Source organism: Halomicrobium urmianum (assembly GCF_020217425.1).
GTDB classification, from domain to species: Archaea; Halobacteriota; Halobacteria; order Halobacteriales; family Haloarculaceae; genus Halomicrobium; species Halomicrobium urmianum.
In genome coordinates this window covers 343,885-369,218 of the sequence record NZ_CP084090.1, presented here as the reverse complement: position 1 = coordinate 369,218, position 25,334 = coordinate 343,885, and the positions used below count along the sequence as shown (strand labels likewise).

Below are 25,334 nucleotides of genomic sequence, written 5' to 3'. Positions count from 1 at the left end.
ATGGTTATGCGCACGGTCGAGCAGGTAGACGACTGGGACACGGTGCCCTTCTCCGGCGGGTACGGCGGCCTGCGAGACCTCGCGGACGACGACTTTTCCGGCGTCGTCACGAGCGGCCCCGCGAAGCTGTTCATGCTCGGCGGGTCCGTCATCGGCGTCCTCGAGGGCTCGATCGAGGCCTTCGAGGACGCCGACGGGACGGCGCGGCGGGCGCCCCACCGGGCGCTCCCGCTCCTGGCGCTGATGCAGGAGCGGTCCGACGAGGTCCGCGCGAAGTACTACACGGAGGACACCTCCATCGCCGAGGTCGACCGGACCCTCTCGGACGGCGGGTTCACCGGCTACGTCGAGCTCAGCGAGAACGTCCTCTCGGGGGACTACTACCAGGTGTATCACCAGGGCCGGTCGATGAGCGTCGCGTGGGTCGGCAGCGCCGAGCGGCTGGTTACCGACGACGACGCCTTCGAGCAGGCCAACGACGAGGTCGGCATCTTCGAGGTCCGACCGGCCGACGTGGACGTGATCGACATCCCCAACTCCGGCGGGGTCGACGCCGGCTCGGCTGGATCGTCGACCGCCAACGCGGCCGCCGGCGATTCCACGCCGGACGGGACCGCGGGTGCGGCCGGCGATTCCACGCCGGACGCGACCGCAGGGACGGACGGGTCCGTCGATTCTCCGACCGGCGCGGCCTCGGGGGCTGACGCCGGCGAGTCCGTCCGGTCTGCCGCAGACGAACCCGCGGACGACGCGGGGACGACGACGGGAATCGACGCGGGCAGTGCGCCCGCGGGCGCGAAAGCCGCCGGGGGCCGCTCCGCTGGCCGCGACGGGTCGGGCGTCGGCGAGGCGGGTGACTCCGCGGACCGCGAGGCCGGTGCCGACGCCGGGAGCGGGACGACCGACACGTCGGCGCGCGAGTCGGCCGCGAGCGACGGACGGGCGTCCGCCAGGAACGCCTCGACCGCGGAGAGCGGACGGTCGGGGTCCCGCCCGGAGCGGCGCGACCGCGAAACGACGGACTCGTCCGCGGCGACCGACGAATCCGGTGCCGACCGATCAGCCACGGACGGGACGACCACTCGCGAGGCGGGGCAGCAGCGAGGAGCGGACGGCGACGCGCGGACCGGTGAACAGGGCACCGACGACGCGGGCGTCCAGCAGTCCGGCGCCGACCGGCGTCCGGCCGGGGACGGCGCGGACCGAACGGGGTCCGAGGCGCGCAGCGAGGCGGCTGAGCACCGGCGGCGCACCGAGCGGTCGCAATCGGGCGCGACCGACGACGCCGGCCGGGCGCCGTCCTCGGCCGACCGGGGACGCGGTGCGGACGCTGCGGACAGGACGCGATCGCCGACTGCCGGCGCGTCCTCGGCAGCGGACGGGGCGTCCGGAGGTTCGTCGGGCGACGCGGCCGCCGCGTCCGAACAGGCGGGACCGGCGGCCGGTAGCGCCGGCGGCGCCGCCGACCTCGAGGTCCGTTCGATCCCCTCGCTGGACCCGGCCCAGACCGAGGCGGCGAGCGCCGGCGTTCCCGGCGCCCGACCGGAACCAGTCGGGGAGAGCGGCGACGCGACGGCGCACGTCGACGCCGAACCCTCGTCGGCGGACGGCCGGCCGGCGGGCGGCGAGTCGACCGGGACCGCCGCCCGCGACGAATCGGTCGAACCGACCGGGAATGCCGGCGCCGGTCCGGAGCGGGCGAGCGAGCCGTCGACCGCGGGCGATCCACAGGCTGCTGACGCCCCCGCCGACGCCGGGCGGTCAACGGGCGGGGGGGACGGTGACCTCCGGGCCGACCTGGCGGAGGCCCACGAGCGGGCCGACGACCTGGAGAGCGAACTCGCCCGCGTCGAGTCCGAACGCGACCAGTTGCGGGAGGAGCGCGACGACCTGGCGGCCGAGCGCGACGAGCTTCAGGCCGACCTGGCTGCGGCCCGCGACGAGATCGAGCGTCTGGAGCGGCGGGTCGAGGAACTCGCCGAGGACAGCGCGACGGCCGACGCGGAGACGCGCCTGGGCCCCGCCGAGGCCATCGACCAGACCAATCTCTTCGTCCGCTACGACTCGAAGGGGGAGGCGACGCTGGAGACGGCTCACGGCGGCGACGCGGACCGGTCGACGGTCGACTCGAACCTCCGGCTTGAGTACCACACCCAGTTCGACGCCGATTCGACCGCCGTCGGCGAGCAGTCCTTCGACGAGTTCCTCCAGGAGACCGTCCGGTATCGGTTCGTCGACTGGCTGGTCCGGAACCTGATCTACGAGATCCGGGACACGGGCAACGCCGACACGATGACCGACCTCTACGACGCGCTCCCGAAGGTCGACCGCGCCGAGCTCAACGGGCAGATCAGCGTGGAGTACACGGAGGACGGCGAGACCCAGCGTACCCAGGTCGGGTTCGACGTCGTCGTCCGCGACCGGATGGGCAACCCGCTGGTCGTCGCCAACATCAACGACTCGCGGGACCCGGCGACGCAGTCGATGATGACCGAGCTCGTCACGCGGTCCGAGCGGGTCGGCGGATCGAGCGACTCGCTGGCCGGGGCCTTCCTGGTGACCGAGAGCTTCTTCGAGCCCGGCGCACTGGAGACCGCAGAAGAGGAGACGTCGAGTGGACTGTTCAGCCGCGACAAACGCAAGAGCTTCGTGAACCTCTCGCGGAAGAGCGGCTTCCACCTGTGTCTCGTCGAGGCCAGAAACCGCGAGTTCCACCTCGCCGTGCCGGAACTGTAGCTCCGAACGAAGTCAGCCTTCGATCTCCGCGGCGCCTTCGATCTTCATCCCCTCGAGCTTGTCGATGATCTCGTCGATCTTGTCGTCGAGGTCGTTGACGAACTCGCTGGTCTGCTCGGTCGTGATCGCGCCCTGGCTGGAGGGCTCGATGAGGTTCTCCTCCTCGAGGACGCGCAGGGAGTACCGTACCTTGTGGTGTGGGTAGCCAGTCTCGTTGGACATCTTCACGATGCCGATCGGCTCGTTCTCGATCACCATCCGGAGCACCTGGAGGTGGCGCTCCAACATGTCCACTTCCTTCTCAAGCCTGTCTATCATGGCAATTGTTAACTTGTGTTTGCGGGATTTAAAAGTTGCTGTCCAACGGGGTCCTGTCGGTCGGGACCCCCTCGTTTCGGGCTGGATTTGGGAATTCTCGGCAGGTGTGCTTAAAGGTGTCGTGGCGCGTGCGCTCCCCGACTGGTCCCCGGTTCGGTCGCGCGCGACCGTAATCTGTTTACCACGATGGGCGGAATCCACCCGTGATGACCGTAACAATCGTCGGCTCGCAGCTCGGCGACGAGGGGAAGGGCGGCGTCGTCGACCTGTACGGCGACGCGGCGGACGTTGTCGCCCGGTACCAGGGCGGCGACAACGCTGGCCACACCGTCGTCCACGAGGGCCAGGAGTACAAGCTCTCCCTCGTCCCGAGCGGGGCCATCCGCGGCAAGACCGGCGTGCTCGGCAACGGGTGCGTCGTCAACCCGCGGACGCTGTTCGACGAGATCGACACGCTGCGCGACCGCGGGCTCGATCCCGACGTCCGCGTCGCCCGACGCGCCCACGTCATCTTCCCGTACCACCGCGTCCTCGACGGCATCGAGGAGGACGTCAAGAGCGAGGACGACCAGGAGGTCGGCACCACCGGCCGCGGCATCGGCCCGACCTACGAGGACAAGGCCGGCCGGCGCGGCGTCCGGATCGGCGACCTCACCGATCCCGACGTGCTCCGCGAGCGCCTGGAGTACGTCGTCCCGCTGAAGCGCGCGCTCGCCGAGGACGTTCTGGAGGTCGACGTCGGCGAGGAGTTCGACGTCGACGCGCTGTACGAGGAGTACCGCGAGTACGGCCAGCGCCTGGCAAACGAGGGCATGCTCGTCAACGCCGGGAAGTACCTGTCCGACCGGATCGACGACGGCGACGACGTGATGCTGGAGGGCGCCCAGGGAACCGTCATCGACATCGACCACGGCAACTACCCGTACGTGACGTCCTCGAACCCGACGGCCGGGGGCGCCTGTACCGGGACCGGCCTCGGTCCGGGCGTCGTCGGCGACGGCGAGGTCATCGGCATCGTCAAGGCCTACCTCACGCGGGTGGGCAGCGGACCGATGCCGACCGAACTCGCCGGCGTCGAGGGCGACACGCCCGGCTACGACGGGGACGCCGGTGAACAGGAGGAGGAGCTGGCCACCTACATCCGCGAGGCCGGCGACGAGTACGGCACCGTCACGGGCCGTCCCCGCCGCGTCGGCTGGCTCGACGTGCCCATGCTCCGCCACGCCAGCCGGGTGTCCGAGTTCACCGGCCTGGCCGTCAACCACGTGGACACGCTCGCCGGCCTCGACGAGGTGAAGGCCGCCCACTCCTACACGCTGGACGGCGAGGAGCTTCTCACCATGCCGGCGACGACCGAGCGGTGGGGCGACTGCGAGCCCGACTACCGCATCTTCGACGGCTGGTCGGACGTCGACTGGGAGCAGGTCGCCGACGAGGGCTACGAGGCCCTCCCCGAGGAAGCGAGGACGTACCTCGAGTACGTCAGCGACGAGGTCGACGTGCCCATCTACGCCGTCGGGATCGGTCCCGGCCGGTCCGAGACGGTCGTCCGCGAGCGCCCGTTCTGACGCACCGGGTGACGCCGGACGAGCCCGGCCGTCGCCTGATCGCTGCGGCGACCCGGCACGCTTTTCACCGGTCCGGCCGGACGGCGAGACATGAAGCGGGACCTGATGGACATCGTCTGCTGTCCGCTGGACAAGCAGGAACTCGAGCTGGAGGTCGACGAGGAAGAGGACGGCGAGATTCTCGCCGGGCGGCTCGTGTGTACCGAGTGCGGCGAGACCTACCCCATCGAGGACGGCATCCCGAACCTGCTGCCGCCGGACATGCGCGAGGAGAGCCCGGCCTGATCGCTGGACGGCAGTGGGATTATACTTGATTCCTGCCGGGGACGTCTGAAACGGCAGTGTGAACCTTTTTCTGCCGGCGTCACCCACACCCGGCCGTGCCAGACACGCTCCCCGTGCACGTCAACCGGCAGTCGCTGCACTCGCTCGAGGTGCCGGCCTCGTTCGAGACCGACGACTCCTTCGACGTCCGGTTGATCAATCACGGCGAACCGGTCCACGTCCACCTCCACCTGGACGACTCGCTCTCGGAGATCGCGACCATCGAGGCGACCAACCACTACGTGGACGCCGACTCCCAGCGGCCCGTCGGCGTCACCCTCCGGGAGGAGGGGTCGGTCCTCGGGAAGCTCAAGGTAGCGACGGGATACGGCGCGGAGACGCGCTACGTCGACGTCCGGATCACCGAACCGACCGAGGAGCAGGACGAAGTCCGGGTCGACGAGTCGCTCGCGCAGCCCCAGCCCGACGCCGGGACCGACGACGAGTCGACCGGCTCACTGCTCGACGGCGAGCGTTCCGTCTTCCTGCTCGGCGGGCTTGCGCTGCTCGTCGCAGCCGTCGCGGCCGCCCTCGTCCAGTCGACGGCCGTCCGGGTCGGCGCCGCCGTCGTCGCGCTGACCGTCCTGACCGGTCTCTACGCGGCCGCCGGCCCGCGCCGCGACGACGACTGAACGGAACTCCGTTCGCCCGTCACTCCCGGTCGGTCTCGACGCCGGCGAGGTTGCCGTCCTCGTCGAACAGCTTCGCCCGGAGGAACCGCGCCCGATAGCGGTTCGCCCCCTCGTAGACGTCGGCCTCGCGGATCTCCTCGGCCTCGCCGTCGGCGACGGCGTCGACGATCGCCTCGATCTGCTCCTTCTCGCTGGGCGTCAGCTCGAACTCGTAGGTCCGCGGCTCCTCGGCCTCGAGCTTGGTCCACTGGCGGGCGGCCGAGATGACCACCGAGCACGGCTCCCGGCAGGGGAAGCGGCCGTCGCCGCCGTCCACGTCGAGGTCGGTCTCGTCGTCGTACTGCCACTCCCGGCGCTTCAGACACTGGGAGTCGACGCAGCAGGCCTCGGCGACCCAGTTCACGTGCTCGTGGCCCTCGCCGCGGTCCCAGGTCTCGACGAGCCCGAACATGCCGGTCTGGCGCTCCATCGTCTCACGCCAGTGGTCGACGTCCAGCTCGCCCTCCCGCTCGGCGTACCAGTTGGCGACCGTCGCGGGGTAGAAGAAGTCGACCGCCTGGACCAGCCCCTCAGCCGAGAGACCGGCGAAGCGCCAGCCCGTCCGGAGCGTGGGGGCGGTCTTCAGCGGGCGGTACTTCCCGTCGTCGTCCCGCTTGGCCAGCGAGCGCGCCTCCAGCGGGTCCTCGTAGGTCGCCAGGTCTTCGTCGGGGACGTCCGCGTCCTCCTCGTTGCGGAGGGCGTACCGGCGCTGACCGCCCTCGTCCACCGTCGCCGTGATGCGTAACTGACCCCACGAGCGGGTGACGCCCTCCCGGAGCGCGTCGTAGCGCTCGGGGACCGACAGCTCGTCGGACCGCTCCAGCCACCGCAGGTACGCCCACCGGGGCTCAGCCTGCGGCGCGGTCGCGTGCCAGAAGTACCAGTTCGTCGCGTAGTCGACGTGCTCGGCGAGGGCGGCGTCGAGGTCGTCCTCGCCGACGGTCGTCTCGGCCCCGTTCGCGGCGACGCGGTACTCGTCGCCGTCGGCCCGCACTTCGAATCCGTCGAAGTCGATCCCGTCGGCGGCCGCCTCGGTCACCGCCGCCACCTGCGAGTCGTGCATGGTTGTCATGAGTCGTCGTGTCGAATACGCCTCGTTCTCTCAGTCGCCCGTCGCCGGCGAGCCGCCGGTTTCCGCCTTCACGCGCTCGATGGCCCCTTCGACGTCCGCCCCGGCGTCGGCGGCCCGCTCCAGCACCACGTCGGCCATCAGCGGCTCGGTCCCCACCGCGCCGGAGTACCAGATGCGGTGGCCGTCGACCGCCGCGGGCGTGTCCCAGCCCGTCCGGTAGTCGTCAGTCAGCCCCATGTCCTCGGGGATGTCCTCCTGCGTGTGGTAGCCGTCCGCGACGAACAGCGGGACCACGACGATATCGTCGCTCTCGAAGAAGTCGGTGACGTCGTCGACCTCCGGGTCCTCGTCCATGAACAGCGCCTCGACCTCGTCGAAGCGGTCCATCTCGCGGATCCGGTCGGCGTGGTACTCGATGGCCTTCGCCGAGTTCTCGTTGCGCTCGGTGCCGTGGCCGACCACGGCCAGGCCGAACCCGTCGCCGACGTCGTCGTCGCCCGTCACCGACTCCGCCCGCCGGACGATGACGTCGCTCATCGAGTCGTGCGTGCCCACCGGCCCGCAGTAGTGGACGGTCTGGCCGGTGTCCGCGGCCCGGAGCGTCGCGTGGGTCGCGCTGGTCCCGTCGGAGTCCCACAGCTCCGGCTCCCACTCCTCCAGGCGGAACTCCCGCGGGATTACCTGCTCCGTGAAGTACCCCTCCGAGATGAACAGCGGCACGAGGTACACCTCGTCGGCGTCGACCACCCGCAGGGCCTCCCGGAAGTGGGGCTCTTCCTTCCAGAAGGCCTCCCGCACCTCGTCGAACGCCCCCGTCGCGCGGATGGTGTCCGCGTGATCGAACGTCGGCGTCGACGACTCCGCGTTGAGGTGCGACCCGTGGGCCGCGATGACGAGCGCCTGAGTCATGTCCCGGGGTTAGGACGAACGGGCCTTAGGGGTTCTGTCAGCGATGTCCAACCGAACGTCGTTCTAGCAACTCTAACTTGATCGGTGTGCTGTTCGTTCGGCAGCTCTACCGCTTCGGTGAACAGCCAGAAAGCCCCGGCCTGTTCGACTCGGGTGGCTCGCTGCGGTCCTCACTCACTGGTTCGTTGCGGTCCTTGCTTCGCCAGCCGTCGTCGAACAGGCCGCCCCTTTCAGTCCCGCCCAGCGCTGATTGGTCAACCGGCATTGGGCGGGACTGAAAGGGGCAGCGTGCTACGCGAACCCCGGCGACGCAAGCACGCGAGCGTAGCACGCTGGGACTTTCTGGCTGTTCTCGACTGTTGCTCTCGTCCAGAGACGTCACTCGCCAGTCATTCCTAGCGCAAGCTTTTGGACGTGACCACACCAGAGGACTCGTATGACAGTCGCGGAGCGGACGAGAGCGGCGGCCCGGCGGGACCCGTTTCTGGTCGAGGCGCTGCGGGCGGGCGTGGTCAACTACGCGGCGGCGGCCCGCTTTCTGGACGTCGACGGAGAGACGGAGGCGGTCGTCGCGGCGCTGCGGCGCTACGCCGAGGAACTGGGCGAGTACGAGGCCCCGACCACGTCGGCCCCCGTCTCGATGGAGAGCGGGTTCGGCGAGGGCGACCCCGGGGACGCCCTGCTCGTGGTGGGCGACCTCGCGCTCGTCCCGGACGCCGGGTCGCTGACGGCGCTCGTGGCGCGGGGCGACGCGGGACCCGAGCACCTCCGTGCCGCGCTGGGGGCGCTCGACGCAGCGGACGTCGACGTCGAGGCCGCCGCGGTCGGGGGCGGGACGATCGCGGCGGTCGTCGGCCGCCGGGACGGGCCCGACGCGCTCCGGGTTCTGGAGGAGACAGTCGGCCGGGATCGATCCTGACGGACGATAGCGCCACTCACTCCGACCCGACGCGCTCCCCGGGCCGGCCCGTCACCGACGGATTGAAACGCCAAGCCGCGCAGATTCCTGGTAATGACGCTTCACGTGACCGACACGCTCACGGGCGAGCGCGAGGCGTTCGAGCCGGCCAACGACGACGAGGTACTCCTCTATCTCTGTGGGCTGACGACGTCGGACCCCGCGCACGTCGGTCACGCCCGCACGTGGACGCACACGGACGTGATCCACCGCTGGCTGGAGTACCTGGGCTACGACGTCCGCCACGTGGAGAACTTCACGGACGTCAACGAGAAGATCGTCGCCCGCGTCGGCGAGGTCGGCGACGACGAGCGCGAGGTCGCCCGCCACTACATCTCCCAGTTCCTCGAGGTGATGCGGGACCTGAACCTCAAGCGAGCCGACGTCTACCCGCGGGTCTCCGAGCACATCGACGTGATCGTCGAGATGGTGGAAACGCTGATCGAGAAGGGCTACGCCTACGAGTCAGAGGGGTCGGTGTACTTCGACGTCGAGGCCTTCGACGGCTACGGGAAGCTCTCGAATCAGGACCTCGACGAGATGGAGTCCCAGGGGAACCCCGACGAGCGCTCCGAGAAGCGCAACCCCGCGGACTTCGCGCTGTGGAAGGCCGGCGGCGTCGACCCGGCGGAGATCGCCGACCACCAGCACGGGGGTGCCGCGCCGCCGGAGGAAGCGGCCGAGACCGCACAGACCTGGGACTCGCCGTGGGGCGAGGGCCGCCCGGGCTGGCACATCGAGTGCTCTGCGATGAGCACGGCTCACCTCGGCGAGACGTTCGACATCCACGTCGCCGGCTCCGACCTCGTCTTCCCCCACAACGAGAACGAGATCGCCCAGAGCGAGTGCGCGACGGGCGTCGAGTTCGCCAGGTACTGGCTCCACACGGGGATGGTCCAGGTCGAGGACGAGAAGATGTCCTCCAGCCTGCGGAACTTCACGACCGCCGCGGACGCCGTCGAGGAGTTCGGCGCCGATGTCCTCCGGACGTTCTTCCTGTCGACGGTCTACTCCGCCGACCCGACCTTCTCCGAGCAGACCGTCGCCGAGGCCGAGGAGCGCTGGGAGCGCCTGGATCGGGGCTACGAGCGGGCGGTCGAGGCCTGCGACAGCGTCGACGCCTACGCCCGGGTCGAACATCCCGAGCTCCGCGAGGCCGTCGCGGGCGCCCGGGCGGAGTTCGAGGCGGCGATGAACGACGACTTCAACACCCGGGAGGCGATGGCCGCGCTGCTGGACCTGGCCTCCGAAGTCAACGCCTACGTCGACGACCGCGAGGAGTACGACTTCGCCGCGCTGAAAGACGCCGTCGAGGCCTTCGAGGACCTCGGCGGCGGCGTGTTCGGACTCTCCTTCGGCGGGAGCGATGGGGGCGACGTCGCCGTCGCGGAGGACCTGATCGAACTCGTGCTGGAGGTCCGCGAGGAGGAGCGCGAGGCCGGCAACTACGAGCGGGCCGACGAACTGCGCGACGAACTGGCGGCGCTCGGCGTTGAGGTGCAGGACACCGACGATGGACCGACCTTCCGGTTCGAGTAGCACTCGAAATCCGCTGTCGGGCCGCCCTTCCCGGACGAATCCTTTTGCTGGTCCGCGCTGTTGACGCGGGCATGCATCTGACGTTCGCGATCGGCGTCGGCCTGGCGCTGGCCGGGATCGGCGGCTACGTCGCCGGCGTCCACGTCGTCTACCCGGGTCGGGCGCTCTCCCTGACGGCGCTGATGGCCGGGGTGACGCTCGCGCTCGTCGGGCGCAGGGAGGGAGAGACGTGATCTCCGCGGTCGTGTACGGGGGCGACGGGGTCGTCGAGTACGACGACCTCGGCGCGGCCTGCGCCGCCGACGGGACGACGTGGGTCCACGCGACCGACGCCACCCGGACGGAGCTCGAGGCCATCGCCGAGGTCTTCGACGTCCACCCGCTGACGATCGAGGACGTCCGCAACGACGTCCGCGCGAAGACCGAGTCGTTCGAGGACTACACCTTCCTGCTCGTGCAGATCGCCGCGCTGGCCCGCGGGGAGACCACCTTCGCCGAGGAGGTCGTCACGACGCCGGTCGGCCTGTTCCTCGGGGACGACTGGGTCGTCTCGGCCTCGCCCGGCGAGGCGGCGCCGGTCGACAGGGCGTGGCAGGCGGTCCACGCCGGCGACGAGCGGTTCCTCCAGCGCGGCCCCGACTTCACCGCGTACCGGATCCTCGACGCCGTCGTCGGCGAGTATTTCACGCTGCTGGACGCCATCGAGGAGGGGATCGAGCGGATCGAGGAGGAGGTCGTCGAGTCGCCCGACCGCGAGACGCTCGACCGGATCAACAGTACGCGACGGGAATTGCTCTCGATCCGGAAGCAGATCTGGCCGGCCCGCGAGGCCGTGGGCGTTCTCGCCCGCGGCGACCCCGACCAGGTCCGCGAGGAGACGGAGAAGTACTACCGCGACGTCTACGACCAGCTGGTCCAGCTCGTCGACCTCACCGAGACCTACCGTGACCTCGTCGTCGGGTCACGGGACATCTACCTCAACGCCCTCTCGCAGTCCACCAACGAGGTGATGAAGACGCTGACCGTCGTCGCGACCATCTTCATCCCGTTGACCTTCGTCGCCGGCGTCTACGGGATGAACTTCGACCCCGGCGCGAGCCCGTACAACATGCCCGAACTGGGGTGGTCACTCGGCTACCCCGCGGTGATGGTCGGGATGGCGCTGATGGGCGCCATCATGCTCGTCCACTTCCGGCGGCGGGGATACCTCTGAGTGTAGGGCTCTCGCACGGAGAGACGCGTGACGCCGTGCGTCCGGCTACAGCGCCAGCGGGACGACGAGCACGCCCATCAGGTTCGATCGCTTGGCCCCGAACCGCGCCGGGACCAGGCCGACGGCGGTCGCGGCGGCGAACGTCCCGACGCCGATCCCGCCGGCGAACAGGCCCGAGAGGACGACCAGCAGACAGAGGACGGCGACGGCCAGTCGCGTCGGATCGAACCGGCGGATCCGTTCGAGGTACCGGTCGCCGACGGCGGGGACGAGCGCGAACGACGCGGCGGCGGCTACTGCGACGCTCGCGAGTAGCACGGGGAGGTCCAGCGGCGCGTTCGCGCTCTCCAGCGCGACGAGGACGCCGGTACGGGGCGTGCCCAGCGAGACGAGCGCGAACAGGGCGAACACGGCGGTCGCCGTGTTGACGCCGCTGGTCGCGACCACGTACGCCCGCGGGCCCGACCCGAGAGGACGGCCAGCGCGCCCGACGCGGCGACGGCTGCCGACACGCCGGGGACGTACCCGACGACCGCGCCGCAGGCGGTGCCCACGAGGGCGACGACGGCGACGCGGCGCTTCGGGAGCGCGACCGTCGCGTCGTCCTGCGGCGGGACCCCGGCCCCGCCGATGCTCTCAAGCAGCACGGGGGCGCCGAACAGGCCGGCGAACAGCGGGGCGAGCATCCCGCCGACCGACAGCGGCGCCGCCGGGGAGAGGTCGAGCGTCGCAATTCCGAGGGCGCCGCTGGCTCCCAGCGACAGCGCCGCGCCGACCATCGCCCGCCGACCCCGCTCGCCGAGGACGAGCAGCGCCGCGATGGCGGCCATCACCAGCGTCAGGTGCGCCCGCAGGACCGGCCAGGCGCGTTCCATGACCAGCGTGACCGGAACCGCAAGCGGGACCGCAGCCGCTACCGCCAGCCCGCTGCCCAGCGCGGACAGCCGTAGCGCCTCCCGCCCCCGCCCGGCGATCACCAGCCGATGGCCCGGCACTGCACCGGCGGCCATCGACGGGTCCGGCACGCCCAGCGCCAGTGCCGGGACGACGTCGAGGAAGGTGTGGGTCGTCCCCGCGGCCAGCATTGCCGCCCCGACGAGACGCGGCGGTCCGGGCACGGCGGCCGCGAGGCTCGCTAGCCCGAGCGCGAACGCGTTGGCGTGCAGCCCCGGTGTCAGGCCGCTGGCTGTCCCCAGCGCCACGCCGATCAGTATCGCCGCGAGCGTCGCTGCGGTCGACGCCGGCGACACGATCAGGCGAATGGGGACCTCCATCGCGGCGAAATGGCACCGTCATTCCGTATAAACGGCCGGGCGTCGGGGAGCCGATGTAACGCCACAGGCCGTCTGTCGACCAGCGACCGAGAGCGAGTCAGAGACGTTCATCCTTATGTCGGACGGGCGGGTGGCTGCTGTATGGCGAGCGAACGTCAGAAGAAGCAGAACGGAGAGATGTACGATCCAGACGACGAAACGCTCGTCGAGGAGCGGGCCAGGGCGCGGGAGCTCACCAGCGAGTACAATCAGACGACCGACGACGAGTCCGAACGCCGCACAGAACTACTGTCGGAGTTATTCGGAACCGTCGACGACTCCGCGCACGTCAACCCGCCCTTCCAGTGCGATTACGGCTACAACGTCCACGTCGGAGCGGACTTTTACGCGAACTACGACTGCGTGATCCTCGACGCCTGTCCGGTCGAGGTCGGATCGAACGTCCTGATCGCACCGGGCGTACACATCTACACCTCGACGCATCCGCTTCCCGCCGAGGGCCGCCGGCTCGACGAGGACTACGAAGAGTACGCCAGGCCCGTCACGATCGGTGACGACGTCTGGATCGGCGGGCAGGCGACGATCAACCCCGGTGTGACGATCGGTGATCGCGCCGTCGTCGCTTCCGGTGCCGTCGTCACGGACGACGTCCCGGCGGACGCACTCGTTCGAGGTAATCCAGCCGAGGTCGTCCGCGAAATCGATCAGGACGCCGAGTACGGTTCCCACGGCGCTTGAGTTCCGCTCCGTCCGGTCGCTCGAGCACGCTGGTCGCGGCGGCCTCCTCGAACGCGGTGGCGACTCCGCCGTCGCACCACCCAGTGCAGCGACCGCAACGACGTCATAGCGGCTCTCCGAGCGACCGATAGCACTCCCCGTTCGCAGACGTACGCGCGGTCGTTCGTTGCAGCGTCCGGGTCGAACTCTGGTTACGACGGCCCCCGCGACGGCTCGCTACCGGCAGCGAGCGCAGCCGCTCACGAGCGACCGTGCGAAAGAAATGCGAGTACTGGGCTGAGTCGTCCGGCGTGTACGGACTGGCGTCACTGTCTCCCGGCGATCGCCGACCCGGGGTCGGCGACGTCCGGGGGTGACTTGCGACAGGCCGTATCAGCCGAACAGCTCGCCGAGGCCTTCGCCGCCGTCGCCTTCGTCCTCGTCGTCGTCGCCCGCTTCTTCTTCGGCGGCTTCCTCTTCTGCGGCTTCCTCTTCCTCGGCGGCCTCTTCCTCGGCACCGCCCTCGGCCGGCGCGGCGGCCGCGCCGCCCGCGGCGACGGGCGCTGCGGCGGCCTCCTCGACGGCCTCCTCGATGTCGACGTCCTCGAGCGCGGCGACGAGGGCCTTGACGCGGGACTCCTCGACGTCGACGCCCGCGGCGTCGAGCACGTCGGTCAGGTTGTCTTCGTTGATCTCTTCGCCCGATTCGTTCAGGATGAGTGCGGCGTAAACGTATTCCATTGTTGTAATCGTGTGGGTTAGAACATCTCACCGAGCGCGTCGCCTGCGTCGTCGTCCTCGTCGTCGCCGCCATCGTCGGCGGCGTCCTCGGACTCCTCGGGTTCGGCTTCGGCTTCGTCCTCGGCGTCGGTCTGTTCGTCGGTCGATTCAGCGGCTGCGGGCTGGGCCTCGACGCCCTGGAGTTCCTCGGGGAGTGCCTCCTCGTCGTCGATCTGCGAGGCCAGCGCGCGGACCTGCGCGTCGGCCTTGCTCACGAGGTCAGGCATGACGTCGGGCTCCTCGATGGCGCCCTGCAGCGCGACGGCCTTGGCCTCGCCGCGGGCCGTCTGGAGCAGGGTCGAGGCGTTCTGCTCGGTCGGGTACTCGGCGTTGACCGAGAGGTTCAACGCCCGCGAGGCGGCCGCGGAGATGTCCGACCGGTACTCCTCGACGTCCAGTTCCAGCTCCTCGGGCTCGAAGAGCACGCCGTCGGCGTGGACGGCGCGCAGGTCGAGACCGACCTCCTTGGGCTCGATGCCCAGCTCGTTGAGGACGTTGGCGAGGTCGTCGGAGACCTCCTCGCCGGTCTCCAGGACGGTCGAGTCCTCGGTGACCTTGATCGAACCCTCGTCGATGCGGGCCGCGGCGCCCACGTTCTGGAGTTCGCCCACGAACGGGCCGGGGTCGACGCCCGTGTCACCCTCGGGGATGACGATGTCGTTGGGCGCGACCTCGCCCGCGTTGATCGGCGCGGGGGTCTTCGAGGCCTCCAGCTCCTTGTAGAGGCCGAACGGGTTGTCGTCGGTCCCGATGAGGCCGACCTGCCCGGAGACGTACTCCGAGAGCTCCTGGATGTCGGCCTCGGCCTCGTCGAGCGCGCGCTTGAGCAGGGTGTTCCGCGAGACGCGCAGTTGCGCGGTACCGTGCAGGTCGCGGCGCATGTCCTGCAGCTGGCGCGACGGGATGCCGGTAATGTCGACGACACCCACGCTCTCGTAGGAGTCGAGGATCTCGACGATCTCGTCGACCTCCTCCTGCTTCCACTCCGGAATGGTCTCGGTCTTGCGGACGTCGGCGCTCATATCAGGCCACCTCCACGGCGGGGCCCATGGTCGTCTTGACGTAGACGGAGTCGACGTTCATGGGGCCCTTCTCGAGGTCCGCGTGCAGGCGCCGGACGATGACGTCGATGTTGTCCGCGATCTCGTCGGCGGACATGCTCTCGGCGCCCACGCGCGTGTGGAATGTGCGCCGTTCGCCGCTCCGGAGCTGCACGGAGTTCTTGAGTCGTTCGACCATCTCGACGACGTCGTCGTCGGGACTGATGGGGTCGGGCATCTTGCCCCGCGGCCCCAGGACGGTACCGAGGTACCGACCGACGTCCTGCATCATGGCCTCTTCCGCGAGGAAGAAGTCCACCTCGTCGGCCAGGTCCTTGGCCTCGTCGTCGTCGTCGCCGAGGTCGGCAAGGTCGTCACCGTCGAGGACGTCGTCTGCGACGTCCTCCGCGCGCAGGGCGGTCTCGCCCTCCGCGAAGACGACAATGGTCGTCTCCTGGCCTGTCCCGGCCGGGAGCACGACCATCTCGTCGACACGATTCGATGGGTCGTTAAGATCGAGGTCGCGCAGGTTGATCGCGAGGTCGACCGTCTCGGTGAAGTTCCGATCCGGCGAGTCCTCGAGTGCGCGAGACACTGCTTGCTCTATGTCCTGATCTGCCATTGTTCACCTCCGTAGTACGCCCGAAGGCTGCTACGGGTCAGTGAAACAGGGGTACTGACGAGTGCCAGTACGATCGCCTGTCTCGTCCGGAACGTGGCCAATGCGACACTTAAACCCGTCGAACCCCATCCGCGGACGCACCGCTCTCACACGGGTGTGAACGGGAGAGAAGAACCGCGAGTTACGCTTCCGCGAGCTGGTCGTCGTACTCGCCGGCGTCGACCTTCTCCTTGAACTCGCGGGGGTTTTCACCTTCGATGGTGACGCCCAGCGAGACGCAGGTGCCGACGACTTCCTTGGCGGCGTTCTTCGTGTCGTAGGCCAGCAGGTCCGGCGCCTTCTGCTCGGCGATCTGTCGGACCTGATCGACCGAGAGGTCCGCGACGAACTCCTCGTGGGGCTCGCCGGAGCCGGTGTCGAAGCCGGCCTCGTCCTTGATCAGTTCCGCCGTCGGCGGGACGCCGACCTCGATGGAGAAGGAGCCGTCGTCCTCGTAGTCGACGGTGACGGGGACTTCGGTGCCGTCGAAGGCCTCCGTCTGGTCGTTGATCTCACCGACGACTGCCTGCACGTCGACGGGCGTCGGACCGAGCTCGGGACCGAGCGGCGGGCCGGGATCGGCCTGGCCGCCGGGCACGAGCACTTCGATAGTTCCAGCCATACTCTATCGAACCCGCGCGGCAGTTTTAAGGATTGCTTTTCCCGAATCGCGTGTGAATCGGCCACACGACGCCGAGAGGCGGTCGGTACCCGCCCCGAGGCGGCGCGCCCGGGTGATCACGTGCCGGTGTTCGGTTCGGAGGACAGCGCACGAGCGACGCAGAACAGGCGACGAGACGCGCGACGACCGGAGCGTACGGGCCGGGACTCTCGGGACGCCCACCGGCGTCAGGCGAGGTTGACGCCGTTCATCGCCAGGAAGTCCGAGGCCCGCTTGATCTCCACGGGCGAACCGATGATGCGGACCTGCGACCCCTCCCGGTGGACCGTCAGCGTGAACCGCTCTTCGAGCTCCTCGCGGACGCCGTCCAGCGCCGCGGCCGGCAGGAGGATCTGCGTGCTGTCGCGAAACCGATCCGCACTTGCCATTATCGAAGAATCGTGTCGGCTTTCGTATTAGTGTATCGAAGTCTCACTCCCGCGCGATTCGCCGCTTCGCGGCGCTATCGCCGGTGAAACCGGACTCCGTCGCGACTCGACTGATGGATCCCCAACAGTCGCGGCCCGAGTGACGGCCGTGAGGAAAGCCTTATTCGGCGGGGACGGCGGACGTACAAACGATGGGGCTCGAAGAGGAGATCCGCGAGCTCGAAGAGGAGATCGCCGAGACGCCCTACAACAAGTCGACGGAGGCGCACATCGGCCGGCTGAAGTCCAAGCTCGCGGAGAAGAAGGAGGAACTCGAGAAACGCCAGTCCTCGTCCGGCGGGAGCGGCGGCTACGCCGTCGAGAAGCACGGCGACGCCACGGTGGCGCTGGTCGGGTTCCCCAGCGTCGGGAAGTCGACGCTCCTGAACGCCCTCACCAACGCCGACAGCGAGACGGGCGCCTACGAGTTCACCACGCTGGACGTCAACCCCGGCATGCTCCAGTACCGGGGCGCCAACATCCAGATGCTCGACGTCCCCGGGCTGATCGAGGGCGCCGCCAGCGGCAAGGGCGACGGCCAGGCCGTCCTCTCCGTGGTCCGGACGGCCGACCTCGTCGTGTTCGTCCTCTCCGTGTTCGAGATCGACCAGTACGAGCGGCTCAGCACGGAGCTGTACGAGAACAAGGTCAGGATCGACCAGGAGCCTCCGCGGATCTCCGTCCGCCGGAAGGCCAAGGACGGCATCTCCGTCAACGCCAGCGTCGATCTGGACCTCGACGAGGAGACGATCAAGTCCGTCCTCCGCGAGCACGGCTACGTCAACGCCGACGTCACCGTCGGCGAGCACGTCGACATCGACCGCCTGATCGACGGCGTGATGGACAACCGCGAGTACCTCCCCTCCGCCGTCGCCGTCAACAAGGCCGACCTCATCGAGCCCGACTACAAGGAGACCGTCGACGAGCAGCTGCGCGAGTACGGCGTCGACCCCGAGGACGCCGTGTTCATCAGCGCCGAGGAGGAGAAGGGCCTCGACGCGCTCAGGGAGCGGATCTGGGACGAACTGGGCCTGATCCGGATCTACATGGACAAGCCCGGCCGCGGCGTCGACTACGAGGAGCCGCTGATCCTCCGAGAGGGCCAGACCGTCGACGACGCCTGCGAGAAGCTCGGCGGCGACTTCGAGGAGCGGTTCCGATTCGCCCGCGTCTCCGGCCCCAGCGCCAAGCACGACGAGCAGCAGGTCGGCCGCGACCACGAACTGGCCGACGAGGACGTGCTGCGCATTCTGACGGAATGACTCGCAGGCTGGCCGCCCTCGCCGCGGTCGGCCTCCTTCCCTGGTCGCTGGTCGTCTCCGGAGGCGAAGCGACTCTGGTGTTCGCCTTCGGACTGGTCGATCCAGACCCCTTCTCGCTGACGACGCTCTACCACTATGTCTTCGCGTATACGCGTGGGCTCCCGGAGTACCTCCTGGCGTGGCCCGTCGGCGTCTGCCTGTACCTCGGCGCCCTGGCCAGCGCCGCCGTCGGGCACCTGACCGGCCGCGAGGACCATCGCATCACGGCCGGGCTGCTCGTCCTCGCCGGGCTGACGCAACTGTCCTTCGCCTGGGGGTTCTCTCGGCAACCCGGGCGGTACGCCGTCCCCGTCGGAGCGGTGGCGCTGTTCGCCGTCGTCTGGTGGTACGAGTGGCCGGCGTTGCGGGCGATAGTCGGAGCGCCGGAGTGAGTTCTGATTGCTGTCCCCTCGAGCAAGACTGGTTGCTGAACTGGCGTTCAGTTTCACGTTCGAGCAGGTCTGTTTCGGGACAGCCCGTATCGTTCTCACCGCGTCAGTGAGTTAGTGGACGCTGTAACCGGGTGCCGGTAACGCCGCCAGCATGAGGAGGCTACCGTGGAGGTACCCAGTGCACTAGTGATGATATTCCCAATCCTGTAGAGACAGCGCCACTTTAAATCTATGGCCTATGCTATTATTGAATGAACAACAGTTTGGCAGGACTGATTTTCTCGCATCTTGTGGTCTAAACTACTACTTTTCAGGACGAACGGGGGTTTTCACATCACATAATAGCCACAAACAATTTATATAGACATCAGTATCTATCAGGCGTACCCCTACCCATGGTGTCAGCAACGAGTACGCTGATTCGGTCTGTGCGCGGCCATGACGGTCGCGTCTGGGAAGGGAGAAAGTCGCTGGCACCGCAGATGCGGCACAACACCAAACTATGACAGACACCAACGACAAGCTCCGCAGCCTGTTCCTGACAGCCCTGATGGTCACGTCCGTCGTGGCCGTCGGCGTCTCGTTCACTGGAGCAGCAGCCGCGGACGTGGCAAACGACACTGGTACTTACGGTACTATCAGTGCTGCTACAGACGCAACTCCGGTGGACGGAGAGGCCGGTAGTACAGACTCACACTCCTTCGCCATTGCTGGCATATATCTGGAGGATGGTGAAACCGAAACTATCACCATCGATACCTCTGACGCGGCTGATGCCGGACTGGAAATCTCCGGCACCGACTCAGTTGAAATCATCGGAGCCGGCGAGGGTCTCTTCAAGTCCGACGTTACCGTCGAAGAAGCAGACGACGAGGAAGTCGTCCTCTCAGTCAGCGTTGATGGTGGCGTCAAGGGTGGCTACTTCGTCCCCCAGATCAAGTACGATAACGTCGATAACGCCGAGTCCGACGCCAGTGCGACCCACGAGGTCACCGCAACTGGTGATGCAGACGACACCCCGTACACTGCGGAAGTCGATTACCGCATCCTGCAGGATGTCCGCAGTGACGCCATCTTCAAGTCGGGCAACACCTACGACCAGACGGTCTTCCACGGTGAGACCGTTCGGTTCGAGCACAGTGCTGATACTCAGAGCACCCAGTACGACAACGTCCAGATCGAGATCTTCGAGTACGATAGCGACGACACTCGTGGCACCCGCGTCAAGTCCCTGAACACGGGGACGCTCGCGGACGCCATCGACTTCGACACGTCGCAGCTCGACACCGGTCAGAAGTACGTCGTCGCCATCAACGAGGACAGCGATGGTGTAACGAACGAGGTCAACCCGCTGCGGGTCACCGAGCTCGGCCTGAGCGCGAATGCGACTGACACGTCCATCACCACTGAGGACGAGTTCGAGGCGGACGTCAGCGCCGACGCGCCCAACGAGGAGTTCACCTACCGTCTGCTCAACAGCGACGGTGACGTCGTCGAACTCGCGAATGGCGACGACGCCGAATTCACCGAGACCTACGACGGGTCCGGTGCAGCTGAGATCAGCTTCAACCCGGCCGCTGACGAGGACCTCGGTACCGGTAACTACACCATCGAGGTCGAGGACACCAGTACCGGCATCACGGCTCAGACCGACACGATCGAAGTCACCGAAGCCGGCGACGAGGAAGCCACCTTCGCGGGCAACGGCTTCGTGACCGAGGAGGTTGGTGACGTCGCTCGCATCCCGGTCGAACTGTCCAACACCGACGAGGCGACGCTGGTCATCGGTAGCGAGGACCAGAACTACATCGCCAACGTCCACGTCGAGGACGGCGACGACGACGGTGAAGTTACCGTCCTGTTCAACTCCTACGCCGCTGGTGCCGACCAGTCTGACCAGTACAACATCGTCGAGGCAGAGGCTGATGACGACGAGGCCTCGCTCCAGACACAGACAGGTGATTTCCGCGAAAACTATCCTACGGCTAACTACGATCCCTACACCGGTACGAAGGCTCCGTCGGGTAATCTGCTCGCCGTTGCGGACTACGATATGAACGTCACGGCGGGGACCTACTCCCTGTCCGATGACGACGAGTACACCGATCCGGACGCAGTCGGCGGCCTATCGCTGCAGGAGCGTAGCACCGATCAGGTCAGTCTCTGGATTAGTCCCGACGGTGACGACTACAGTGACCTTGAGACCGAGGATATCAACGTAAGGATCGGTTCCAACCTCACTCAAACTGACGAAGTCGCCGAAGGGGACTATGCTGTCCACGCTATCGAGGCTACCGGTATCGAGGGCGCTCTCGAAGTCGCCCGTGGTAGCGACGATGTGAGATCGCTACTTTACGACAACGCCGATTATCAGGTCCACTTCAAGATCGAGCAGGCCGATCCCGGTCCGAACGCCGATGCTGACCGAATTAACCTACACGAGGGCAATAGTTACCTCGTCTCGGATCCTGAGAATGACACGTACTACGTCGCGGTCGACATGGAGGAACTCGAGTACGTGGACGCCAACAAGTGGGGTGGCAACTCGGAACCCACTGGTGACGTCACTGATGGCGACGAATTGACCGCGAACTTCACGGTGCGCGGTCAGAGCGTCCTCTCCGATGACGACTCCGAGATGGTCTACGCCGACTACGAGACCGTCGAACGCGACGCCACGCTCAACGACGGCGACGACGTGACCGTCCGTGCGCAGTCCGGTCAGCAGATCTCCGGCGAGACGTCGGTCGCGCCCGGCTCCGAGGTCACCGTCCGCATCCGCTCGACGGACACCGACGAGCCGTTCCAGCTGACTCCCGAGACGGAGGTCGACGAAGACGGCACCTTCACGGTCGGAGGCGACTTCAGCGACGTGAACCCCGGCACTAACTTCACGGCCCAGACCCGCGTCAACGGTGACGAAACCGGCGACTCCGTCGACGGCGTCGTCCGTGAGGCCGAGGGCGCTGACGTAACCTTCAGCGACCAGGAGTCCGACGGTTCCACTGTCACGGTGGACTCGGCAAACCTGGGTACCGGTGGCTTCATCGCCGTCCACGCTGGTGACGCTAGCGGCGACATCGTCGGCGTCAGCGACTACCTCGAATCCGGTAGTCAGCAAGACGTCGAGATCTCCCTCGACGAGGAGCTCGACGAGAGCGCCACCCTCGTGGCCATGCCGCACATGGACACGAACGACGACGAGGCGTTCGACTACAACGGCAGTGACACCGACGCTCCGTACACCGAAAGCGGTGTGCCGGTGACGGACAGCGCCGAGATCACTGTCGGCGACACCGGCACGGAGACGGCGACGCCGACGGCGACCGCCACTCCTGAGGAGACGGAGACGGTGACTCCGACGGCCACGCCGACGCCCGAGGACGACACCGGCGGCGACACGCCGACCGCCACCACGGAAGGTGAGGGCCCCGGCTTTACGGCCGTGCTCGCACTGGTCGCACTCGTCGCTGCTGCGCTGCTCGCGGTCCGCCGCGACGATTAACGCTCGCTCACTACCGGTTTTTGACCGGTCTTCGATTACTTATTTTAAACGCGCGTATGCGGACCTTCGATCAATCCACGAGCCAGGCACACGCGTCCGTGGCGAATCACTGCATTCGGTACGCCAGTCCTCGACGCGTAGAGCCCCTGATGATGGTACACCGAGTAACTGCTTTTTCCACACACCAGTCGACCCCAGTCGTGTGAACTGGCTATCATTTATATACTCTTCTTTATTGTTAGCGATACAACTATTCCTCCCATAGGGGCTGTTTCTCACGCAGTACAGAGCGTGAAATACAATCCTTCTCCCCGAACTGATTTCTCAATCTACATAATGGACCACAAAGCATTTATATAGATGGTCATACCTCACAAGTGTACCCCTACCCATGGTGTCAGCAACGAGTACGCCGGTCTGGTCTGTACGCGACCGCGGTGGTCGCGTCCGGACAGGGGGAAAGTCGCTGGCGCCGCCGAAGCGATCCAACAAACTATGACAGGAACTAACGCGAAACTCCGCAGCCTGTTCCTCACGGCTCTGATGGTCATGTCGGTTGTGGCCATCGGATTCAGTGGAGCAGCAGCAGCGGACAACACTGATTCAGGGAACGATACCATCTATAGCGTTCCCGATAGTGTAACTGCAGTCGACGCACAGGATCCGAGCGACTCGGAAAACAGTAGAGACACCCAGACGATCTCATTCAATGTCGACACGAGTGACGGCACCAGCGAGACCCTCACCATCGACACGTCTGATGCTGAGGACGCTGGTCTAGAGATCCTTGAAGAGGGAACCGAGATTTCGGCTAACTCGGACGCCGCTACCGTCACTGACGTGAGTGACGATGAGATTGAGGTTGATCTCGAGGGTGACGTCGACAACGAGGAGGTTACGCTCACCATCTCCTACGACGTGTCGGACGCGGAGTCCGACGCGCAGGCCACGCACGAGTTCGAGGCCAGCGGTGATGGGGACGACGCCCCGTACACGGCCGACGTTAACTACCGGATCCTCTCCGACGTGCGTGATGACGCTGCCGTTATCTCGTACGACGACGACACGGATGGCGCTCGTGACCTGACGGTCTACCACGGCGAGACGCTCCGGTTCGTGACTGACGGGACCGATACGGAGGTCTCGATCTACGAGCGGGACACGGACGACAGTACCAATGAGCGCGGGACCACCGTGCGCACGCTCGATGCTGGTGGCGATCTGGACAACGCCATCGACTTCAGTACGTCGAACCTGGACACTGGTACGAACTACGTCGTGGCTATCGGTAGCGACGACAGCAACGAAGTTAACCCTCTCCGCGTCACCGGTCTGGACCTGACCGCGAACGCCTCGGACACGTCGGTCACGGAGTCGGACGAGATCGAGGCCCAGGTCAGCGCAGCTGCCTCGAGTACGGACATCACCTACCGTCTGCTCGACAGCGACGGTGACGTCGTCGAGAGCAACGGTCAGGACCAGGAGTTCACCACGTCCCTCGACGGGACGGGTGAGGCCGAGGTCAGCTTCCCGGCCGCCGAGGACGAAGACTACGGCACCGGTAACTACACGATCGAGGTCGAACACGACGACACCAGCATTACCGCTCAGACCGACACGATCGAAGTCTCCGAAGCCGGCGACGAGGAAGCCACCTTCGCCGGTGATGGCTTCGTGACCGAGGAGATCGGTGACGTCGCTCGCATCCCGGTCGAGTTCTCCAACACCGACGAGGCGACGCTGCTCATCGGTAGCGAGGACCAGAACTACATCGCCAACGTCCACGTCGAGGACGGCGACGACGACGGCGAAGCCACCGTCCTGTTCAACTCCTACGCGGCTGGGTCGAACTCGGACGCCATCGTTGAGACCCTCGATAGTGATGACGAGGTCACCCTTGACGAACAGCGGGGTGACTTCGTCCACGATAGTACGGATATTGAGGGCGTAGAGGAAGGTGAAACTGGTCCGGAGAACAATCTCCTGGCTGTTGCGGACTACGACATGAACGTCACGGCTGGGACCTATACCCTGTCCGATGACGACGAGTACACCGATCCCGACGCGGTCGGTGGGCTCTCCCTTCAGGAACGTAGCACGGATCAGGTCAGCATCTGGACGGGTCCTGACGCGGACGACTACAGCGACCTCGAAGCCGCTGACGTCCACGCGCGGATCGGCTCCAACCTGACCCAGACCAACGAGGTCGCAGCTGACGACTACGTTGTCCACGCTATCGAGGCCAGCGGCATCGAGGGCGTCCTCAATGCCACTGAAGGCAACGATGACGTCGATTCCATCATCGACCGCGAGGACAATAATGCCTACCACGACCAGTTCAACCTCACTGTCGAGCAGGCTGACCCTGGTCCGAACGCCGACCCGGCTAGCGTCGAACTCAACTCCTCCAACACTAACCTGATTTCGGACCCCGTGAACGACACTTACTTCGTTGTCGTCGACACCGGGGCGGCCGGATTCGGTAATGGTGGCCTGGAGGACGGCGACGAGCTGACCGCGAACTTCTCGGTCACTGACGACAGTGAACTGGCCGAGGACTTCGAGTCGGTCGAAAACGGCTACGAGGTCGTCGAGCGCGACGCCTCGATCAACGACGACGAGGACGTGACCGTTCGTGCGCAGGACGGTCAGCAGATTACCGGCGAGACCTCGGTCGCACCCGGCTCTGAGGTCACTGTCCGCATCCGCTCGACGGACACGGACGAGCCGTTCCAGCTGACTCCGGAGACGGAAGTCACGGAGAACGGCACCTTCATGGTCGAAGGTGACTTCAGTGACGTGAACCCCGGTACGAACTTCACGGCCCAGACCCGCATCGACGGTGACTCGCTCGGCGACTCCGTCGACGGTCAGGTCCTCGAAGCGAACGAGACGGCGACGAACGAGACGGAGACGGCCACGCCGACTGAGACGAACGAGACGGCCACGCCGACTGAGACGAACGAGACGGCCACGCCGACTGAGACGGCCACGCCGACTGAGACGGCCACGCCGACCGCGACCGAAGGCGGCGACGGCGGCGACGAGACGCCGACGCCGACCGAGGGCGAGGGTCCCGGCTTCACGGCCGTCCTCGCACTGGTCGCGCTGGTCGCTGCTGCGCTGCTCGCGGTCCGCCGCGACAACTAACGCCCGCTAACCACAGTCGGCATCGAACCGGTTCGCACCGCGATGGGAGACGGACGCCCATCGAGTGCGCCACTGCTTCCGATCCCGACTGAACCGGACTTCGTCCGGTCTTCGACG

Annotated in this window: 21 protein-coding genes and 1 pseudogene; 13 read left to right on the top strand and 9 right to left on the bottom strand. The window is 67.1% G+C overall.

Annotation, left to right across the window (positions count from 1 at the left end; genetic code table 11):
• A complete protein-coding gene (locus LCY71_RS01800; protein WP_225334654.1) occupies nucleotides 1-2,736 on the top strand; it encodes a DUF7527 domain-containing protein in 2,736 nt (911 codons plus the stop codon).
• 12 nt (nucleotides 2,737-2,748) lie between these two features.
• Here the strand turns inward: LCY71_RS01800 and LCY71_RS01795 are convergent, their stop codons facing one another.
• Nucleotides 2,749-3,054, bottom strand: coding sequence for a hypothetical protein (locus LCY71_RS01795; RefSeq protein WP_225334653.1), 306 nt, complete (start codon nucleotides 3,052-3,054; stop codon nucleotides 2,749-2,751).
• A gap of 206 nt (nucleotides 3,055-3,260) precedes the next feature.
• On the opposite strand from LCY71_RS01795, the gene LCY71_RS01790 reads away from it, so the two are divergent.
• The 3 genes from LCY71_RS01790 (at nucleotide 3,261) to LCY71_RS01780 (ending at nucleotide 5,578) form a co-directional block, all read left to right on the top strand.
• Complete coding sequence (locus tag LCY71_RS01790) at nucleotides 3,261-4,622, top strand: adenylosuccinate synthase (protein ID WP_225334652.1); 1,362 nt, start codon at nucleotides 3,261-3,263, stop codon at nucleotides 4,620-4,622.
• Between the two features lie 90 nt (nucleotides 4,623-4,712).
• Nucleotides 4,713-4,907 carry a methytransferase partner Trm112 gene (locus LCY71_RS01785; protein WP_225334651.1) on the top strand — a complete coding sequence of 65 codons (195 nt, stop codon included), beginning with the start codon at nucleotides 4,713-4,715 and terminating at the stop codon, nucleotides 4,905-4,907.
• Nucleotides 4,908-5,002: 95 nt separating this feature from the next.
• Entirely contained in the window at nucleotides 5,003-5,578 is a 576-nt protein-coding gene (locus tag LCY71_RS01780; RefSeq protein WP_225334650.1) for a DUF7524 family protein, read from the top strand.
• Nucleotides 5,579-5,597: 19 nt separating this feature from the next.
• Here LCY71_RS01780 and LCY71_RS01775 read toward each other — a convergent pair whose 3' ends face one another.
• Nucleotides 5,598-6,680 carry a DR2241 family protein gene (locus LCY71_RS01775; RefSeq protein ID WP_225335866.1) on the bottom strand — a complete coding sequence of 361 codons (1,083 nt, stop codon included), beginning with the start codon at nucleotides 6,678-6,680 and terminating at the stop codon, nucleotides 5,598-5,600.
• Between the two features lie 39 nt (nucleotides 6,681-6,719).
• The gene (locus tag LCY71_RS01770) at nucleotides 6,720-7,598 is read right to left on the bottom strand and encodes a CbiX/SirB N-terminal domain-containing protein (RefSeq protein WP_225334649.1); all 879 of its coding nucleotides are present in this window, start codon (nucleotides 7,596-7,598) and stop codon (nucleotides 6,720-6,722) included.
• A gap of 436 nt (nucleotides 7,599-8,034) precedes the next feature.
• Between LCY71_RS01770 and LCY71_RS01765 the strand changes: the two genes are divergently transcribed.
• From LCY71_RS01765 to corA, 4 genes are all read left to right on the top strand, one after another.
• Nucleotides 8,035-8,517, top strand: coding sequence for a DUF7523 family protein (locus tag LCY71_RS01765; protein WP_225334648.1), 483 nt, complete (start codon nucleotides 8,035-8,037; stop codon nucleotides 8,515-8,517).
• Nucleotides 8,518-8,610: 93 nt separating this feature from the next.
• Complete coding sequence (gene cysS, locus LCY71_RS01760; protein WP_225334647.1) at nucleotides 8,611-10,095, top strand: cysteine--tRNA ligase; 1,485 nt, start codon at nucleotides 8,611-8,613, stop codon at nucleotides 10,093-10,095.
• A 71-nt stretch (nucleotides 10,096-10,166) separates the two neighbouring features.
• A complete protein-coding gene (locus LCY71_RS01755) occupies nucleotides 10,167-10,328 on the top strand; it encodes a hypothetical protein (RefSeq protein WP_225334646.1) in 162 nt (53 codons plus the stop codon).
• Nucleotides 10,325-11,308 (top strand): magnesium/cobalt transporter CorA, encoded by a 984-nt coding sequence (gene corA / locus LCY71_RS01750; protein WP_225334645.1) that lies wholly within the window; start codon nucleotides 10,325-10,327, stop codon nucleotides 11,306-11,308. The genes LCY71_RS01755 and corA overlap by 4 nt, the downstream gene beginning before the upstream one ends.
• A 45-nt stretch (nucleotides 11,309-11,353) precedes the next feature.
• Here the strand turns inward: corA and LCY71_RS01745 are convergent.
• Nucleotides 11,354-12,582, bottom strand: a pseudogene (locus tag LCY71_RS01745) (tripartite tricarboxylate transporter permease).
• Nucleotides 12,583-12,723: 141 nt separating this feature from the next.
• On the opposite strand from LCY71_RS01745, the gene LCY71_RS01740 reads away from it, so the two are divergent.
• On the top strand, nucleotides 12,724-13,320 hold the full coding sequence (locus LCY71_RS01740; protein WP_225334644.1) for a sugar O-acetyltransferase: 597 nt from the start codon (nucleotides 12,724-12,726) through the stop codon (nucleotides 13,318-13,320).
• Nucleotides 13,321-13,692: 372 nt separating this feature from the next.
• Here LCY71_RS01740 and rpl12p read toward each other — a convergent pair whose 3' ends face one another.
• The 5 genes from rpl12p to LCY71_RS01715 all read right to left on the bottom strand — a co-directional run bounded on the left by rpl12p (nucleotide 13,693) and on the right by LCY71_RS01715 (nucleotide 16,830).
• A complete protein-coding gene (rpl12p, locus tag LCY71_RS01735) occupies nucleotides 13,693-14,040 on the bottom strand; it encodes a 50S ribosomal protein P1 (RefSeq protein ID WP_225334643.1) in 348 nt (115 codons plus the stop codon).
• Nucleotides 14,041-14,057: 17 nt separating this feature from the next.
• A complete protein-coding gene (locus LCY71_RS01730) occupies nucleotides 14,058-15,101 on the bottom strand; it encodes a 50S ribosomal protein L10 (protein ID WP_225334642.1) in 1,044 nt (347 codons plus the stop codon).
• Between the two features lies 1 nt (nucleotide 15,102).
• The gene (locus LCY71_RS01725; protein WP_225334641.1) at nucleotides 15,103-15,741 is read right to left on the bottom strand and encodes a 50S ribosomal protein L1; all 639 of its coding nucleotides are present in this window, start codon (nucleotides 15,739-15,741) and stop codon (nucleotides 15,103-15,105) included.
• A gap of 181 nt (nucleotides 15,742-15,922) precedes the next feature.
• Nucleotides 15,923-16,402, bottom strand: coding sequence for a 50S ribosomal protein L11 (locus LCY71_RS01720; protein WP_225334640.1), 480 nt, complete (start codon nucleotides 16,400-16,402; stop codon nucleotides 15,923-15,925).
• A gap of 227 nt (nucleotides 16,403-16,629) precedes the next feature.
• Nucleotides 16,630-16,830 carry a VNG_1110C family protein gene (locus tag LCY71_RS01715; protein WP_225334639.1) on the bottom strand — a complete coding sequence of 67 codons (201 nt, stop codon included), beginning with the start codon at nucleotides 16,828-16,830 and terminating at the stop codon, nucleotides 16,630-16,632.
• A gap of 191 nt (nucleotides 16,831-17,021) precedes the next feature.
• On the opposite strand from LCY71_RS01715, the gene LCY71_RS01710 reads away from it, so the two are divergent.
• The 4 genes from LCY71_RS01710 (at nucleotide 17,022) to LCY71_RS01695 (ending at nucleotide 25,217) form a co-directional block, all read left to right on the top strand.
• Nucleotides 17,022-18,131 carry an OBG GTPase family GTP-binding protein gene (locus LCY71_RS01710; RefSeq protein ID WP_225334638.1) on the top strand — a complete coding sequence of 370 codons (1,110 nt, stop codon included), beginning with the start codon at nucleotides 17,022-17,024 and terminating at the stop codon, nucleotides 18,129-18,131.
• Complete coding sequence (locus LCY71_RS01705) at nucleotides 18,128-18,562, top strand: TIGR04206 family protein (RefSeq protein ID WP_225334637.1); 435 nt, start codon at nucleotides 18,128-18,130, stop codon at nucleotides 18,560-18,562. The genes LCY71_RS01710 and LCY71_RS01705 overlap by 4 nt, the downstream gene beginning before the upstream one ends.
• A 502-nt stretch (nucleotides 18,563-19,064) precedes the next feature.
• Nucleotides 19,065-22,067 (top strand): DUF7282 domain-containing protein, encoded by a 3,003-nt coding sequence (locus LCY71_RS01700; protein WP_225334636.1) that lies wholly within the window; start codon nucleotides 19,065-19,067, stop codon nucleotides 22,065-22,067.
• A gap of 360 nt (nucleotides 22,068-22,427) precedes the next feature.
• Nucleotides 22,428-25,217, top strand: a complete 2,790-nt coding sequence (locus LCY71_RS01695; protein WP_225334635.1) for a DUF7827 domain-containing protein — start codon at nucleotides 22,428-22,430, stop codon at nucleotides 25,215-25,217.
• The last annotated feature ends 117 nt before the right edge of the window (nucleotides 25,218-25,334 follow it).

Bases quoted from the DNA above. Each gene is read 5' to 3' on its own strand.
- LCY71_RS01720 (WP_225334640.1), bottom strand. From the start codon at position 16,402: ATGGCTGGAACTATCGAAGTGCTCGTGCCCGGCGGCCAGGCCGATCCC.
- LCY71_RS01730 (WP_225334642.1), bottom strand. From the start codon at position 15,101: ATGAGCGCCGACGTCCGCAAGACCGAGACCATTCCGGAGTGGAAGCAG.
- LCY71_RS01725 (WP_225334641.1), bottom strand. From the start codon at position 15,741: ATGGCAGATCAGGACATAGAGCAAGCAGTGTCTCGCGCACTCGAGGAC.
- LCY71_RS01800 (WP_225334654.1), top strand. From the start codon at position 1: ATGGTTATGCGCACGGTCGAGCAGGTAGACGACTGGGACACGGTGCCC.
- LCY71_RS01710 (WP_225334638.1), top strand. From the start codon at position 17,022: ATGGGGCTCGAAGAGGAGATCCGCGAGCTCGAAGAGGAGATCGCCGAG.
- rpl12p (WP_225334643.1), bottom strand. From the start codon at position 14,040: ATGGAATACGTTTACGCCGCACTCATCCTGAACGAATCGGGCGAAGAG.
- LCY71_RS01770 (WP_225334649.1), bottom strand. From the start codon at position 7,598: ATGACTCAGGCGCTCGTCATCGCGGCCCACGGGTCGCACCTCAACGCG.
- cysS (WP_225334647.1), top strand. From the start codon at position 8,611: ATGACGCTTCACGTGACCGACACGCTCACGGGCGAGCGCGAGGCGTTC.
- LCY71_RS01755 (WP_225334646.1), top strand. From the start codon at position 10,167: ATGCATCTGACGTTCGCGATCGGCGTCGGCCTGGCGCTGGCCGGGATC.
- LCY71_RS01705 (WP_225334637.1), top strand. From the start codon at position 18,128: ATGACTCGCAGGCTGGCCGCCCTCGCCGCGGTCGGCCTCCTTCCCTGG.
- LCY71_RS01775 (WP_225335866.1), bottom strand. From the start codon at position 6,680: ATGCACGACTCGCAGGTGGCGGCGGTGACCGAGGCGGCCGCCGACGGG.
- LCY71_RS01765 (WP_225334648.1), top strand. From the start codon at position 8,035: ATGACAGTCGCGGAGCGGACGAGAGCGGCGGCCCGGCGGGACCCGTTT.
- LCY71_RS01700 (WP_225334636.1), top strand. From the start codon at position 19,065: ATGACAGACACCAACGACAAGCTCCGCAGCCTGTTCCTGACAGCCCTG.
- LCY71_RS01695 (WP_225334635.1), top strand. From the start codon at position 22,428: ATGGTCATACCTCACAAGTGTACCCCTACCCATGGTGTCAGCAACGAG.
- LCY71_RS01715 (WP_225334639.1), bottom strand. From the start codon at position 16,830: ATGGCAAGTGCGGATCGGTTTCGCGACAGCACGCAGATCCTCCTGCCG.
- LCY71_RS01795 (WP_225334653.1), bottom strand. From the start codon at position 3,054: ATGATAGACAGGCTTGAGAAGGAAGTGGACATGTTGGAGCGCCACCTC.
- LCY71_RS01740 (WP_225334644.1), top strand. From the start codon at position 12,724: ATGGCGAGCGAACGTCAGAAGAAGCAGAACGGAGAGATGTACGATCCA.
- LCY71_RS01785 (WP_225334651.1), top strand. From the start codon at position 4,713: ATGAAGCGGGACCTGATGGACATCGTCTGCTGTCCGCTGGACAAGCAG.
- LCY71_RS01790 (WP_225334652.1), top strand. From the start codon at position 3,261: ATGACCGTAACAATCGTCGGCTCGCAGCTCGGCGACGAGGGGAAGGGC.